11 protein-coding genes are annotated in these 13,339 nt (G+C 69.6%); 10 read left to right on the top strand and 1 reads right to left on the bottom strand.

Annotation, left to right across the window (positions count from 1 at the left end; translation table 11 throughout):
- Nucleotides 1-53 precede the first annotated feature (53 nt).
- Together ACTIGN_RS26905 and ACTIGN_RS26910 are read left to right on the top strand one after the other, a co-directional pair.
- Nucleotides 54-1,652: a reverse transcriptase family protein gene (locus ACTIGN_RS26905; protein WP_439629689.1), complete on the top strand. Its 1,599-nt coding sequence runs from the start codon at nucleotides 54-56 to the stop codon at nucleotides 1,650-1,652.
- 175 nt (nucleotides 1,653-1,827) lie between these two features.
- Nucleotides 1,828-2,763, top strand: coding sequence for a beta-propeller domain-containing protein (locus ACTIGN_RS26910; RefSeq protein WP_439629691.1), 936 nt, complete (start codon nucleotides 1,828-1,830; stop codon nucleotides 2,761-2,763).
- A 737-nt stretch (nucleotides 2,764-3,500) separates the two neighbouring features.
- Here ACTIGN_RS26910 and ACTIGN_RS26915 read toward each other — a convergent pair.
- The gene (locus ACTIGN_RS26915; protein ID WP_439629693.1) at nucleotides 3,501-4,460 is read right to left on the bottom strand and encodes a class I SAM-dependent methyltransferase; all 960 of its coding nucleotides are present in this window, start codon (nucleotides 4,458-4,460) and stop codon (nucleotides 3,501-3,503) included.
- 279 nt (nucleotides 4,461-4,739) lie between these two features.
- Between ACTIGN_RS26915 and ACTIGN_RS26920 the strand changes: the two genes are divergently transcribed.
- The 8 genes from ACTIGN_RS26920 to ACTIGN_RS26955 all read left to right on the top strand — a co-directional run bounded on the left by ACTIGN_RS26920 (nucleotide 4,740) and on the right by ACTIGN_RS26955 (nucleotide 13,333).
- Nucleotides 4,740-5,240: a hypothetical protein gene (locus tag ACTIGN_RS26920; protein WP_439629695.1), complete on the top strand. Its 501-nt coding sequence runs from the start codon at nucleotides 4,740-4,742 to the stop codon at nucleotides 5,238-5,240.
- Between the two features lie 42 nt (nucleotides 5,241-5,282).
- Entirely contained in the window at nucleotides 5,283-6,260 is a 978-nt protein-coding gene (locus ACTIGN_RS26925; protein ID WP_439629697.1) for a glycoside hydrolase family 16 protein, read from the top strand.
- Between the two features lie 207 nt (nucleotides 6,261-6,467).
- Nucleotides 6,468-8,111, top strand: coding sequence for a PfkB family carbohydrate kinase (locus tag ACTIGN_RS26930; protein WP_439629699.1), 1,644 nt, complete (start codon nucleotides 6,468-6,470; stop codon nucleotides 8,109-8,111).
- A 249-nt stretch (nucleotides 8,112-8,360) separates the two neighbouring features.
- Nucleotides 8,361-9,380 carry an NAD-dependent epimerase/dehydratase family protein gene (locus ACTIGN_RS26935; protein ID WP_439629701.1) on the top strand — a complete coding sequence of 340 codons (1,020 nt, stop codon included), beginning with the start codon at nucleotides 8,361-8,363 and terminating at the stop codon, nucleotides 9,378-9,380.
- A gap of 157 nt (nucleotides 9,381-9,537) precedes the next feature.
- Nucleotides 9,538-10,662 (top strand): glycosyltransferase family 2 protein, encoded by a 1,125-nt coding sequence (locus ACTIGN_RS26940; protein ID WP_439629703.1) that lies wholly within the window; start codon nucleotides 9,538-9,540, stop codon nucleotides 10,660-10,662.
- A gap of 20 nt (nucleotides 10,663-10,682) precedes the next feature.
- Nucleotides 10,683-11,531, top strand: a complete 849-nt coding sequence (locus ACTIGN_RS26945) for a transketolase (protein WP_439629755.1) — start codon at nucleotides 10,683-10,685, stop codon at nucleotides 11,529-11,531.
- Complete coding sequence (locus tag ACTIGN_RS26950) at nucleotides 11,513-12,466, top strand: transketolase family protein (RefSeq protein ID WP_439629705.1); 954 nt, start codon at nucleotides 11,513-11,515, stop codon at nucleotides 12,464-12,466. Before ACTIGN_RS26945 ends, ACTIGN_RS26950 begins: the two co-directional genes overlap by 19 nt.
- Before the next feature lie 189 nt (nucleotides 12,467-12,655).
- A complete protein-coding gene (locus ACTIGN_RS26955; RefSeq protein ID WP_439629707.1) occupies nucleotides 12,656-13,333 on the top strand; it encodes a class I SAM-dependent methyltransferase in 678 nt (225 codons plus the stop codon).
- The last annotated feature ends 6 nt before the right edge of the window (nucleotides 13,334-13,339 follow it).

Raw genomic sequence — 13,339 nt, forward strand, 5'->3', positions numbered from 1 at the left:
GGGGGTAACGTTACCCCCTCGCTCGCGCTCAGGGTTCGCCAGTTGGGTGCTTCATGAGCGCGTTCGACTGGCTGTTCCGCCGCAAGCGCACCCCCGAGAGCGAGCCGCTCGCGCCCCAACCACAGCCCGAACCTCGGGGGGCTGACGCCCCCCGCTCGCCGGCACCAGTGCCGGCCGCGAGCGCGCCCGCAGCGCCAAAGGCACCCGCGGCCGACCCGATGAGCAGTGAGTTCCTGCCGGTCACGCGGGCCGAGATCGTCGACGCGGCGGGGAAGGGGAACCTGCTCTCGACGGCGTTCCAGTTCGGCCGGCCGAGCATCATCCCGCCGGCGAGCGACCCGCGGACGCAGCTCATCGATCGCGCGCTCGTCACCAACGGCTTGCTTAGCTCGGAAGACCTCACCGAGATCCACCGCGTCGGCGACGAGTACGAGGCGGTCAAGCCGACCGAGTCGGGGATGGCCGCGGCCGCGGGGCTTGCGGGCGAAGCGGCGGTGAAGGCGTACCGCGCCGAGAAAGAGCGCCGCAAGGCGCAGAAGAAGGCCGAGTCGGTCGAGAAGAAGAAGCAACGTATCGAGGCGGTGAAGCTGCGCCGCGAGACCGACATCATCTTCCTGGGCCGCGGCGTCTCGGGGAAGCTGCACCTGCGGCTCAGCGACGAGGCGAAGCTCGCCGAGCGCGGCTTACCGGTAATGCACGCGCCGGCCGACGTCGCGACGTTCCTGAACCTCACCATCAAGCAACTCCGCTGGCTCGCGTTCCACACCGACGTCGCCACCCGCACGCACTACGTCAAGTTCCAGGTGCCGAAGAAGTCCGGGGGAATGCGGACCCTCGCCGCCCCGCACCAGACGCTCAAGGCCGCGCAGCACGCGATCCTCGCGAACATCGCCTCGCGGTTCCCGGTGACGGAGGCGGCGCACGGGTTCGTCGCCGGCCGCGGGATCGTCTCGAACGCGAGCCCGCACGTCGGCAAGACGGCGGTCGTGAACCTCGACCTGGAGAACTTCTTCCCGTCGGTCGTGTTCCCGCGGGTGCGGGCCGTCTTCGAGCGCTACGGCTACTCGGGCAGCGTCGCGACCGTCCTCGCACTGCTCTGCACCGAGTGCCCGCGGGCGGCGGTCACCTACGCCGGGGTGAAGTACGAGGCGGCGACCGGCCCCCGCGGCCTCCCGCAGGGCGCGCCGACGAGTCCTGCGCTTTCCAACCAGGTCGCACGAAAGCTCGACCGGCGCTTGATGGGCGTCGCGGCGAAGCTCGGCCTCACCTACACCCGCTACGCCGACGACCTGACGTTCTCGGGCGGCGAGGAACTCACGAGCAAGACCGGCTGGTTGCTCGCGAAGGTGCGGCACGTCGCGCAGGAGGAAGGGTTCACCGTCAACGAGAAGAAGACGCGCGTGATGCGCCGCGGGGCGGCGCAGACGGTGACGGGCGTGGTGGTGAACGACAAGCCGTCGATCGACCGCGACGAGCTGCGCCGCCTGCGTGCGATCCTGCACCGTGCCAAGAGCGAGGGTCTGGAGGCGCAGAACCGCGACGGTCGGCCGAACTTCCGCGCCTGGCTCGTGGGCAAGATCGCGTTCGTTCGCATGGTCCGCCCCGACGCCGGGGCTAAACTGAAGGCGGCGCTCGACGCGCTCGGCGGATGAAGAAGATCGAAGACAGATTGGCCGCAACAAGGCACAAAAGCCACAAAAGGAGGAATGACACGAGACCCGAAGCACGGGTTTCGTCATCAACGTCTTCTTTTGTGCCTTCTGTGCTTTTTTGCGGCCAATCTCTTCATGCCTTGATCCGCGTTCCCTCTTTCCCGAGGTTCCACCCATGCGATTCCTCCTCTCCGCGGTCGCACTCGCGTTCTCCCTCGCGGCCGCCGCACAAGACGCACCCAAGTACCGCGTGCTCGCCCAGGACCGGGGCCACATCGCCATCGTCGGCCCCGACGGCAAGGTCGAGTGGGAGGTCGAGTGCAAGCACAACGCGCACGACATCCAGATGCTCCCGAACGGCAACGTCCTGTTCAACTCGGGCGGGGCTGCGGTGAGTGAAGTGAACCCGAAGAAGGAGGTCGTCTGGAAGTACGAGGCGAAGCCGACGCCGGGCAACAAGGGCCGCGTCGAGGTTCATGCCTGCCAGCGGCTCGCCGACGGGAACACGATGGTGGTCGAGACCGGCAACAAGCGCATCGTCGAGGTGGACCGGGACGGCAAGGTCGTGAAGGAGGTTCCGCTCACGGTGAACAAGCCGGACCCGCACCGCGACACCCGCAACGCCCGCAAGCTCGACACCGGCAACTACCTCGTGGCGCACGAGGGCGACGGGTGCGTCCGCGAGTACGACGGGTCGGGCAAGGTGGTGTGGGAGTACAAGCTCGACCTGAACGACCGGCCGCGGTCGGGCGGGCACGGGCCGGAGGGGCACGGCACCGAGGTGTACAGCGCCGTGCGGCTGAAGAGCGGCAACACGCTCATCGGCGGCGGGAACAACAACCGCGTCGTCGAAGTCGACAAGGACGGCAAGGTCGTGTGGAGCGTCGACCAGAAGGAGCTGCCGGGCATCACGCTGGCGTGGGTGACGACCGTTCAGGCGCTGCCGAACGGCAACGTCATCATCGGGAACTGCCACGCCGGCCCGGACCAACCGCAGCTCATCGAGGTGACCCGCGACAAGAAGGTTGTCTGGACCTTCAAGGACCACAAGACCTTCGGCAACAGCACCGCCACCGCCCAGGTGCTCGACCTGAAAGACGTGATCCGGTGAGGCGGGTCGTGTCGCAACCCCGTGAGCGGAGGTCATCGCTGTATTCGTCATCCTTGAGAAGCAGAGGTGAACACGGATGTTCCCAACCGGTTTGCTCTCAGCGCCCGGAACGCTCGCGGCCGTCGGTCGTGTGGGCCTTATCCTCTTCTGTGGTTGTTGGGGTGCTGGTGGAGGGCTGCTCTTCGGCGTCTACGGCGTGCTTGCAGTAATCCCAGGCGAGTGTTGGGCGGGCGGTGGTGGCGACGCGGCCGAGACCTTTGACACGCTCTGCAATTGTTCAGGGTTCGTCTGTGGGGTTGCCGGATGCGTCTTCGGTGGAATGGCGGGATCGAAGATTCCGGTGTCCGCTGACCACGGCTACCTCTTCCTCCGGTGTGTTGCATGTTTAGCGTTAGTGTTCGGCCTGATTTTACTGGCGGCAGTGCTCCGCTAGACGATGAGAAACGTCGGCCGGGGCCGCACGTCCGCGGGTGCTGGGTCGTCGATCTGGTCTTGGGCAAGGGGTAGGGTGCGTCGAGGCCGGCTCTGCGGCCGAGCCGCACCGTGAGACGAAGGCGGGGTGTGGTGTGGTCGTGGCCTTCCGAGCCACGGGGCTCGCCCCCGTGGTGCATGGAAGGACGGAACACCACGGGGCAAGCCCCGTGGCTCGAAAGACGGGAGATACGCCTGTGCCCCACGGTGCGGCTCGCCGCGAAGCGCGGCTCGACGCACCCTACCGCCGACGCCGCACCTACTGCTTACTTCGGGCGCTCGCCGACGGCGACGATGCAGTCCGCACCGCCGAGCGCGTAGGCGGCCCAGGCCGCGAGGCGGGCCAGCGGTCGCCAGCGCAGGAGCTTCGCCCCGGAGCCGCCCGCACCCGCGGCGGTCGTGCGCCGGGCGCTCGAGCGGATCCAACCGGCGTGCGTCAGCCCGCGTACCGCACTGACCCGGAAGCCGGCCGCTTGCAGCGTCGTGCGGAGCGTCGCCGGGGTGAAGTGCGTCAGGTGCCGCGGCAGGTCCATACCGAACCAGTGCTCGCCGAACCAACTCCGGGCGTAGCTGTCCCAGTTCGGCACCGCCGCCACCAGGCACCCGCCCGGCACCAGCAGCTTGTACGCCTCGCGCAGCACCTCCACCGGCTTGTGGACGTGCTCCAGCGCCTGCCACAGCGTCACCACCTCGAACGAGCCGGGCGCGAGGTCCGGGTGCGGGAGCGTGCCGAGGTGCGCCGCGTGGCCGAGCTTCTCGCGGACCGTCCGCACGGCGTCCGGCGAGCAGTCGAGGCCCGTCACCGTCCAGCCGAGTTCGGCCATCCGCGTGAGGTAGCTGCCACCGCCGCACCCGAAGTCGAGCAGGCGGCCCGGCGGCTTCAGCGGCAGCAGCCCGCGGCGCTCGGGGCAGGGGTGGCCCAGGATTCGGCTCTGCAACCGCGACGGGAGCCCGGCCCCGCGGTCAGTCGCCTTCGGGTCGTGCGGGGCGTACCCCGGCGGGTAGAAGCCGCCGATGGTGTCGGCCGATGGGCGGGGGTTCGTGTACGTCAGCGAGCAGTGCCGGCACCGGACCACCGCGAACCGCAGGCCGGGGCCGCTGGCGGGGGTCGGGTCGGTCGCCTCGGCGAGCGGGGTCGCCTCGTCGCGGCCGCACAGCAGGCAGTGCGTCTCTTCCCAGGTCAGGGCCGGGGGCGGGGCGGGCGATCGGGACGCGCTGGTCTGCATGGCGGCCCTTCCGTGAGCCTGAAGGTGTGTGCGAACTCGCCGGGTAAATAGCCGAAACCGCGTGCCGGCGTCAACGCGGACTGCGCCCGGGGCGGTCCGGCGACGCGGGGGGGCGCGGCGAACTTCGCGGGCGGGGAGCGTTGTACCGGGGGTGACGGCTGTCCGCGGACCCCGGGCCGGCACCCGGGGGGATAGAATGGTACGGGCTTGATTCGTCGGACGCCCGCGGGACACTTGAAGCACCCGCCCGACGGCTCCCGTTCCCCCGAGCCACACCAGATGAGCGACCTGCTGAACCACTTCGACGCCCAGATCCAGAACCAGGAGCAGTTGCTCCGCGAGCGGGAGCAGGAGATCGACCACCTCCGCCGCCAGCGCGAGCGGCTCGCGGAACTCCAGCAGCAGCGCGACGAACTCCGCGCGCAGCTCCGCGCCGTCGAGAGCGACATCGCCCTCGTCGAGCGGTCGATGACGGCCGCGCTCCACCGGTTCAACGGCCGGCCCGACGCGGGCGCCGCGCCCGCGGCCCCGCCGGTCCCCGCGACCGCGGCGCGCGTCACGGTGCCGCCCGGCCCGAAGGCCACGACGCTGAAGGACGAGATCCGCAAGGCGCTCCGCGCCGCCCGCGGCCCGCTCACCGGCCCCGCCGTCGCCGCCCGCGTGAGGTCCGGCGGGTACAAGACGTCGAGCGCCGACTTCCCGGCGATCGTCAAGAAGCACCTCGGCGAGATGGACGACGTGGCGCACGTCCGCGGCAAGGGTTATAAGCTGAAGACCTGACCAGCCGCCCCGCCCGCACTCCCCCACATCCGAAGGACGATCATGCGCCGCGGACTCTTCCTGGCTTGCACCCTCGCGCTCGGCGTCGCGGCGCTGCTCCCCGCCGCACGCGGGCGGCCCGCCCCGGAACCCGCCCCGGCCCCGGACGGGTGGAAGCTCACCTGGGGCGACGAGTTCGACGGGAAGGGGATCGACCCCGCGAAGTGGGACTTCGACACCGGCAACGGGTTCTTCAACTACGACGCGAACCAGTGGATCGCCGGGTGGGGCAACGAGGAACTGCAGTACTACACCCGCGAGCCGGAGAACGCCTCGGTCAAGGACGGCGTCCTCCGCATCCGGGCCGTCAAGGAGTCGCTGCACGGGTGCGGGTACACCTCGGCCCGGCTGCGGTCGAGGAAGCGCGACGGGAGCGCCCTGTTCAGCCAGACCTACGGCCGGTTTGAGTTCCGGGCGAAGCTGCCGACCGGCCGCGGCGTGTGGCCGGCCCTGTGGATGCTCCCGCAGGACGAGAAGTACGGGCCGTGGCCGGCGTCGGGCGAGATCGACGTGATGGAGGCCCGCGGCCAGGAGCCGACCAAGGTGCTCGGCACGCTCCACCACGGGGCGCGCTGGCCGGCGAACACGCACAGCGGCACGGAGTTCGTCTTCCCCGACGGGGGCACCATCGCCGACTTCCACGTGTACGCGGTCGAGTGGGAGCCGGGCGAGATCAAGTGGCTCGTCGACGGCAAGCCGTACGCGGCCCAGACGTTCTGGTGGAGCAGCAGCAGGGCCGACGGCGGGAAGGGGCAGAAGCCGAAGGGCGAGGGCGACCTGAACCCGTGGCCGGCCCCGTTCGACCAGCCGTTCTACCTGATCATGAACGTCGCCGTGGGCGGGAAGTTCCTCGGCAAGCCGGACAAGACCACCGCGTTCCCCGCCGAGATGCAGGTCGACTACGTCCGCGTGTACGAAAAGGTCGGCGGGTACGCGAAGCCGAAGCCCCGCGGCGAGGGCAAGCTGCCGTTCGTGAAGTAGGGTACGAGCGGCGCGACCCACCGGTGGGTTCCGCTCAACCGGCGGGCTCGCGTCGCGCCGCTCGCGGGACCGCCGCAGGGGATTTCCCCCGGTCCGCGAAGTTGGGCTTTTTTTCGCCCCGGCGCGCCGCCTAAACTCTGGGAACGCTGATACTCCGCCCGAACAACGACCGCACGACGCGGCCGGCCCGTGCAAGGAACCGCACGCATGGCACCCGACGGCAAGATCCTGCCCCTCGACGACCTCGCCGACGTTCTGGCCGGGCACCGCGACCGCGGCCGCCGCGTGGTCCACTGCCACGGCGTGTTCGACCTGCTCCACATCGGCCACGTGCGGCACTTCGAAGAGGCCAAGAAGCTCGGCGACGTGCTCGTCGTCACCCTCACCCCCGACCGGTTCGTGAACAAGGGGATTGGCCGGCCGGCGTTCCCCGAGAACCTGCGGGCCGAGTTCCTCGCGTCGCTCGGGTGCGTCGACCACGTCGCCGTCAACCGCTGGCCCAGCGCCGTCGAGACGATCCGCCTCTTGAAGCCGAGCGTATTCGCCAAGGGGAGCGAGTTCCGCGGCCTGTCCGACACGATCGGCCACGTCGCCCGCGAGGCCGAGGCGGTCCGCGACGTCGGCGGCGAGGTCGCGTTCACCGAAGACATCGTCTACAGCTCGTCGGGCCTCATCAACCAGTACCTGTCGCCGTACCCCGACGCGGTCAAGGACTACCTCTCGGCGTTCGCCGGGCGGTACGGGGCCGACGAGGTGCTCGCCCCGCTCCGGGCCGCCGAGGACCTCCGCGTGCTGGTCGTCGGCGAGACGATCATTGACGAGTACACGTACTGCGAGGCGATCGGCAAGTCGGGCAAGGAGCCCGTGCTGGCGAGCCGGTTCCTCGGCACCGACCGCTTCGGCGGCGGCGTGCTGGCGTGCGCCAACCACCTCGCCGGGTTCGTCAACCAGGTCGACGTGTTCACGCAACTCGGCGAGGGGGGCGACGAGGAGCCGTTCGTCCGCGGGGTGCTCAAGGCGAACGTCACCCCGCACTTCGTCGAGAAGCCCGGGTCGCCGACCATCGTGAAGCAGCGGTTCGTCGAGAAGTACCTTTCGCAGAAGATGTTCGAGGTGTACCGCATGAACGACGCGCCGCTCGACGCGCGTGCGGACGCGGACCTGTGCGCGCGGCTCCAGAAGCTGCTGCCGAACTACGACCTCGTGGTCGTCGCCGACTACGGCCACGGGATGCTCTCGCCGGCCGCCATCGACGTGCTGTGCCGCGGCTCGCGGTTCCTCGCGGTGAACACGCAGTCGAACGCCGGGAACCACGGCTTCAACATGGTCTCGAAGTACCCGCGGGCGGACTACGTCTGCCTCGCGCAGCGCGAGGTCGCCCTGGAGACCCGCAACCAGCAGCTCACGCCCGAGGAGATGGCCGAGCACGTTTCGCAGAAGCTCGACTGCCCCCGCGTCATGATCACCCGGGGCAGCCTCGGCACGCTGTTCCACACCACCCCGGACCGGTTCACCCGGGTGCCGGCGCTGGCGACGAAGATCGTGGACCGGGTCGGGGCCGGCGACGCCGTGCTGTGCGCGACCTCGCTGTGCGCCGCGATGGACGCCCCGCCGGAGGTGACCGCGTTCCTCGGCAACGTCGTCGGGGCGGAAGCGGTCGCCATTCTGGGGAACCAGCGGTCGATCGAGCGCGTCCCGCTGTTCCGCCACGTCGAGTGCCTGCTGAAGATGCACACGAAGGCCGCGGCCGAGCCGCTCGACCCGCTCCCGCGGAAGAAGAAGGTCCGCGTCGGCGGCGGAAGTGGCGGCGACCGCCGCGTGAAGGCCGTGCGGGTTCCCCCGAAGGGATGATTCCGGTCATCCGAAACGACGCGAGCCCGGGTTCGGCTCGGTTTCGGATCGCACGTGACGCGCACAACGCATTGGAATGATAGCAGTTGCGACTGTTGCCCGAACAGCAAAAGACGTCGTAACGATCTTTATTACGGACAAGTGTGGTTGATTCCGGACTTCAGGATGGTTCCGGACGAGGGGTGTGCCTGTCACCCGGAACCAATGAGAAGCGCTTGAGTACCGTTCCCGTCAGTCACGGATGACAACATGAACGAAGCCGAAAAGTTTACGGTCCTGGTCACGGGCGGCGCGGGGTACGTTGGCGCGGTCCTCGTGCCGAAGCTCCTGGCCGCGGGCCACGCGGTCAAGGCGTACGACGCCTGCTACTTCGGCACCGAGCCGCTCGCCGCGGTCCGCAGCCACCCGAACTTCTCGCTGGTGCGGGCCGATCTCCGCGACAAGCACGCGCTCGACAAGGCTCTGGCCGGCTGCACCGCGGTGATCCACCTCGCGTGCGTGTCGAACGACCCGAGCTTCGAGCTGGACCCGCTGCTCGGCAAGTCGATCAACTACGACGCCTTCCTGCCGCTCGTGAAGCTCTCGAAGAAGCACGGCGTGCAGCGGTTCATCTACGCCTCGTCGTCGAGCGTGTACGGCATCAAGGACGAGGAGAACGTCACCGAGGAGCTGGAGCTGAAGCCGCTGACGGACTACTCGAAGTACAAGGCGATGTGCGAGGACGTGCTCCAGCGGGAGAGCGAGCCCGGGTTCACGACGCTCACCCTGCGGCCCGCGACCGTGTGCGGGTACTCCCCGCGGCTGCGGCTCGACCTGTCGGTGAACATCCTCACGAACCTCGCCTTCCACAAGCGCGAGATCACAGTGTTCGGTGGGGTGCAGCGGCGGCCGAACCTGCACATCCAGGACATGACCGACCTGTACGTTCAGTCGCTCCGGTGGCCCGCCGCGAAGATCGACCGCAAGATCTACAACGCCGGGTGGCAGAACCTGTCGATCAACGCGATCGCCGAACTGGTGCGGAGCGAGGTCGGCGAGGACGTGAAGATCGTCACGTCGCCGACGAACGACCTGCGGTCGTACCACGTCTCCAGCGAGAAGATCCGCCGCGAGCTCGGCTGGACCCCGCGGTACACGGTGCCCGACGCGGTCCGCGAACTGGTCGCCGCGTTCCAGGCCGGCCGGGTGCCGAACTCGCTCACCGACCCGCGGTACTTCAACATCAAGACCATGAACGCCTACCTCGCGTCGCAGCGGCAGGTGGGGTGAGGCCGACGCTGACTGGCTGTTGTTATCGGCGGCTGGCGGGCCGCCACGGAGGGCGGCCCCTACCAGAGATTTGCTTTTGATTTGTAGGGGCCGCCCTCCGTGGCGGCCCGCGTGAGGCGAACGACTCAGTACCGCAAACTCGGGCCGGACAGCTCAGATGCGCACCGCGGACCTCAGCGTCGTGATGGCGAACCGCAACCACGCCCGGCTCCTGCCGCGGGCGCTGGACGCGGTGCTGTCGCAGTCGCTCCCCCCGCGGGAGGTGATCGTCCTCGACGACGCCTCGACCGACGACAGCCTCAAGGTGCTCGAACGGTATGCCGCGAGGCACCCGAGCGTTCGGCTCGTGAAGAACGAGTGCCACCGCGGTGTCACCGCGAGCTACAACCACGGGTTCGCGCTCGCGACCGGGCGGTACGTCCTCCCCGGTGCCGCCGACGACTACGTCCTGCCGGGGTTCGTCGCCAAGGCGGTCCGCGAGTTCGAGCGGCACCCGCAGGCGGGCGTGTGCGTGGCGCACGGCTCCTGCACCGACGGCGACGACGGTCCGCTCGTGGTGAACGACCCGGGCTGGTGCGACCAGCCGACGTACTTCGCGCCGGACGACGTGTGCCGCCGCGTGTGGCACACGCTGCCGGTCAGCGCGATTGTGGTGCGGGCCGATGCGGTCCGGGCCGCGGGCGGCTACCGCAGCGAACTCGCGTGGTACTCCGACTGGTTCGCGTTCCTCGTGGTCGCGTTCCGGCACGGTGCGGTCCACATCCCCGAGACGCTCGGGGTCCACGTGCTGCACCGCGGCTCCTACGCGACCAACAGCCGGCCCGGGGCCGAGAACGTCCGCATCCTCGGCGCACTGCTCGACCTGTTGGTGTCGCCCGAGTACGCCGACGTTTCGCCGTACTTCCGCAGGAATGGGGCCGCGTGCCACTTCGGGCCGGACCTGCTTCGCGCCGCGGCGCTCCGGGCCGACCGGCGCGAGGCTAACGTCCTCGGGTTGCTCGCGGGCTTCGCGCCCGAAGTGTACGAGTCGCTCGCCGCGAGTGACGAAGACCCCGCGGTGCGCGAACTCGCCGCGGTGTTCCTGCAGGACCCGTGGCGCGAGGTGATCGCGCGGCGGGCCGACCTCGAGGCCGAGAACCGCCGGCTCGTCGAGGAGATCCAGCTCACCCGGCTGCGGGCCGCGCCGCCGGGGGTCATGGGGAAGGTGCAGTGGGCGGGCGGGATGATCCGCCGCCGACTTCGGACGGCCGTGGGGCTGCACCCCGCGGGCCGGTTCCGGTAACAGCAAGGACGCTCAGCATGATGACCACAACAACTCCGCCGCTCGACGCGCGTTCGCAGGACCTCCGCCGGCTCGTCGTCCGCATGCTCAAGGGCGCGCGCCGCGGGCACGTCGGCTCGGCGTTCTCCGCCATCGACGTCCTGCGGGTGCTGTACGACGACGTCCTGCGGTTCGACCCGAAGCGGCCCAAGTGGCCCGACCGCGACCGGTGCATCCTGAGCAAGGGGCACGGGTGCCTCGCGCTGTACGCGCTGCTCGCCGACAAGGGCTACTTCCCCGTGTCGGAACTCGACCGCGTGTGCGCCGCCGACGGCATCCTCGGCGGCCACCCGGACGCGACCAAGGTGCCCGGCGTCGAGGCCAGCACCGGCGCGCTCGGCCACGGGCTGAGCATCGGGCTGGGCATGGCGCTGCACCTGCGGATCGTGAAGTCGAGCGCGAAGGTGTTCGTGGTGCTGGGCGACGGCGAGTGCAACGAGGGCTCGGTGTGGGAGGCCGCGATGTGCGCCGGCAAGCACCGCATGGCGAACCTCACCGCGGTCGTGGATTACAACAAGCACCAGGCGTACGGCAGCACCCGCGAGGTGCAGGACCTGGAGCCGTTCACCGACAAGTGGCGGGCATTCGGGTTCGCGGTCCGCGAGGTCGACGGGCACAACGTCGGGGACCTCCGCACGCTGTTCACCTCGCTGCCTCTCGACCCGGACAAGCCGACCGCCATCATCGCGCACACGGTCAAGGGCAAGGGCGCCGCGTTCGCCGAGAACAACATGAAGTGGCACCACAAGAACAAGGTGACGGACCAGGAGGTCGAGAACCTGCTGGCCGCCATCGAAGCAGGGGGGCAGTCATGCGTGAGCGGTGCCTGAAGACGATCACCGAGTTGGCCCGGACCGACGAGCGGATCGTGTTCGTCGGGTCCGACCTCGGGGCCGGCGTGATGGCCGACTTCAAGGCCGCGTGCCCCGACCGGTTCTTCATGGAGGGGGTCGCCGAGCAGAACCTCGTCGGCCTCGCCGCGGGCATGGCGATGGAGGGCCGCGTCGTGTACCTGAACACGATCGCGACGTTCCTCACCCGCCGGTGCTACGAGCAGGTCGTCGTGGACCTCGGGATGCACAACGCGAACGTGCGGCTCGTCGCCAACGGCGGCGGCGTGGTGTACGCCCCGCTCGGGCCGACGCACCTCGCGACCGACGACATCGCGATCATGCGGGCGATCCCGAACATGACGATCATCGCCCCGGCCGACGCCGAGGAGATGGAGCGGGCCACTCGCGCGACCGTCGATCACCATGGGCCGGTCTACGTCCGCGTCGCGAAGGGGCACGACCCGGTGGTCACCACCGAGACGGGCGACTTCCAGATCGGCCGGGCCGTGCCGATGCGCGACGGGCACGACGCGCTCATCGTCACCACCGGCGTCGGCCTGCAAGTGTGCCTCGCGGCCGCGGACCAGCTCACCGCCGCCGGCGTGGACGCGACCGTGCTGCACATGCCGACGATCAAGCCGCTCGACACCGAGGCGCTCGCCGCGGCCGCCGAGCGCGTGCCGGTGATCGTGACCGTCGAGGAGCACAGCGTCATCGGCGGGCTCGGCAGCGCCGTCGCCGAGTACCTCGCCGAAGCGGACCTGCTGTCGCACCGCAAGTTCCGCCGCATCGGGTTCCCGGACGTGTTTCCGTCGGGCTACGGGGACCAGGCCGGGATGATGCGGCGGCACGGGATCTCGGCCGACGCGGTCGCCGCGACCGTCCAGGAACTCCGCGCGACCCGCACCCGCCGGCACCGGGTCTCGGCGTAATTCTTGGTTCTACGGGCTCGGCCCGGGGGGCGTTCGCGAGGAGTCGAGGATCGTTCGCGAGGAGTTGGCATCGCTTGCGAGGAGCTGGCATCGATTGCGGAGACCCCTCCCCCCGACCCGTCGCAACCGCTTCACGCGAGGCCTCGACAGCTCGCGGTGCGGCAATTTGAACGAATGTTCGAGGAATGCATGGGCCGGTTGCTCAACGTCGTGAACCAACTCCACCGCCGCACGGCGCGTGATTACCTCGCACGCATGGCCGACGCGAAGGTCCACTGCTCGGACGTCGCCCGGCGGTTCGACCGGGACTACTGGGACGGCGACCGCCGGTACGGCTACGGCGGGTACAAGTACGACGGCCGCTGGAGCGTCGTCGCGCAGGCGCTGGTGCAGACCTACTCCCTTCCCGCGAACGCCCGCATCCTCGACGTCGGCTGCGGCCGCGGGTTCCTGCTCCACGAGTTCCAGCGACTGCTTCCCGACTGCACCGTGGCGGGCTTCGACGTCTCCGAGGTCGGCCTGGAGACGGCGAAGGAGGAGGTGCGGCCGCACCTGTTCAAGCACGACGCCCGCGACCCGTTCCCGCACGCGGACCAGTCGTTCGACCTCGTGATCTCGATCAACGCGCTGCACAACCTGCCGCCGCAGGACGTCGCTCGCGCACTAACCGAGATGCAGCGCGTCGCCCGCAACCGGTTCCTGGTGGTCGAGAGCTTCCGCACCACCGAGGAGCTGTTCAACCTCCAGTGCTGGGCGCTGACGTGCGAGACGTTCTTCCGGCCCGAGAGCTGGACCTGGCTGTTCGACCGCGCCGGGTACACCGGCGACTACGAGTTCATCTACTTCGAGCCGCCGGCCGCGGCCTGATTCCGA

Origin of the sequence: Gemmata sp. (assembly GCF_051859125.1) — a bacterium.
GTDB lineage: Bacteria > Planctomycetota > Planctomycetia > Gemmatales > Gemmataceae > Gemmata.

Excerpts from the sequence above, each read along its gene's own strand:
- ACTIGN_RS26915 (WP_439629693.1), bottom strand. The coding sequence starts at position 4,460 with ATGCAGACCAGCGCGTCCCGATCGCCCGCCCCGCCCCCGGCCCTGACC.
- ACTIGN_RS26950 (WP_439629705.1), top strand. The coding sequence starts at position 11,513 with ATGCGTGAGCGGTGCCTGAAGACGATCACCGAGTTGGCCCGGACCGAC.
- ACTIGN_RS26920 (WP_439629695.1), top strand. The coding sequence starts at position 4,740 with ATGAGCGACCTGCTGAACCACTTCGACGCCCAGATCCAGAACCAGGAG.
- ACTIGN_RS26925 (WP_439629697.1), top strand. The coding sequence starts at position 5,283 with ATGCGCCGCGGACTCTTCCTGGCTTGCACCCTCGCGCTCGGCGTCGCG.
- ACTIGN_RS26955 (WP_439629707.1), top strand. The coding sequence starts at position 12,656 with ATGGGCCGGTTGCTCAACGTCGTGAACCAACTCCACCGCCGCACGGCG.
- ACTIGN_RS26930 (WP_439629699.1), top strand. The coding sequence starts at position 6,468 with ATGGCACCCGACGGCAAGATCCTGCCCCTCGACGACCTCGCCGACGTT.
- ACTIGN_RS26905 (WP_439629689.1), top strand. The coding sequence starts at position 54 with ATGAGCGCGTTCGACTGGCTGTTCCGCCGCAAGCGCACCCCCGAGAGC.
- ACTIGN_RS26910 (WP_439629691.1), top strand. The coding sequence starts at position 1,828 with ATGCGATTCCTCCTCTCCGCGGTCGCACTCGCGTTCTCCCTCGCGGCC.
- ACTIGN_RS26940 (WP_439629703.1), top strand. The coding sequence starts at position 9,538 with ATGCGCACCGCGGACCTCAGCGTCGTGATGGCGAACCGCAACCACGCC.
- ACTIGN_RS26945 (WP_439629755.1), top strand. The coding sequence starts at position 10,683 with ATGACCACAACAACTCCGCCGCTCGACGCGCGTTCGCAGGACCTCCGC.
- ACTIGN_RS26935 (WP_439629701.1), top strand. The coding sequence starts at position 8,361 with ATGAACGAAGCCGAAAAGTTTACGGTCCTGGTCACGGGCGGCGCGGGG.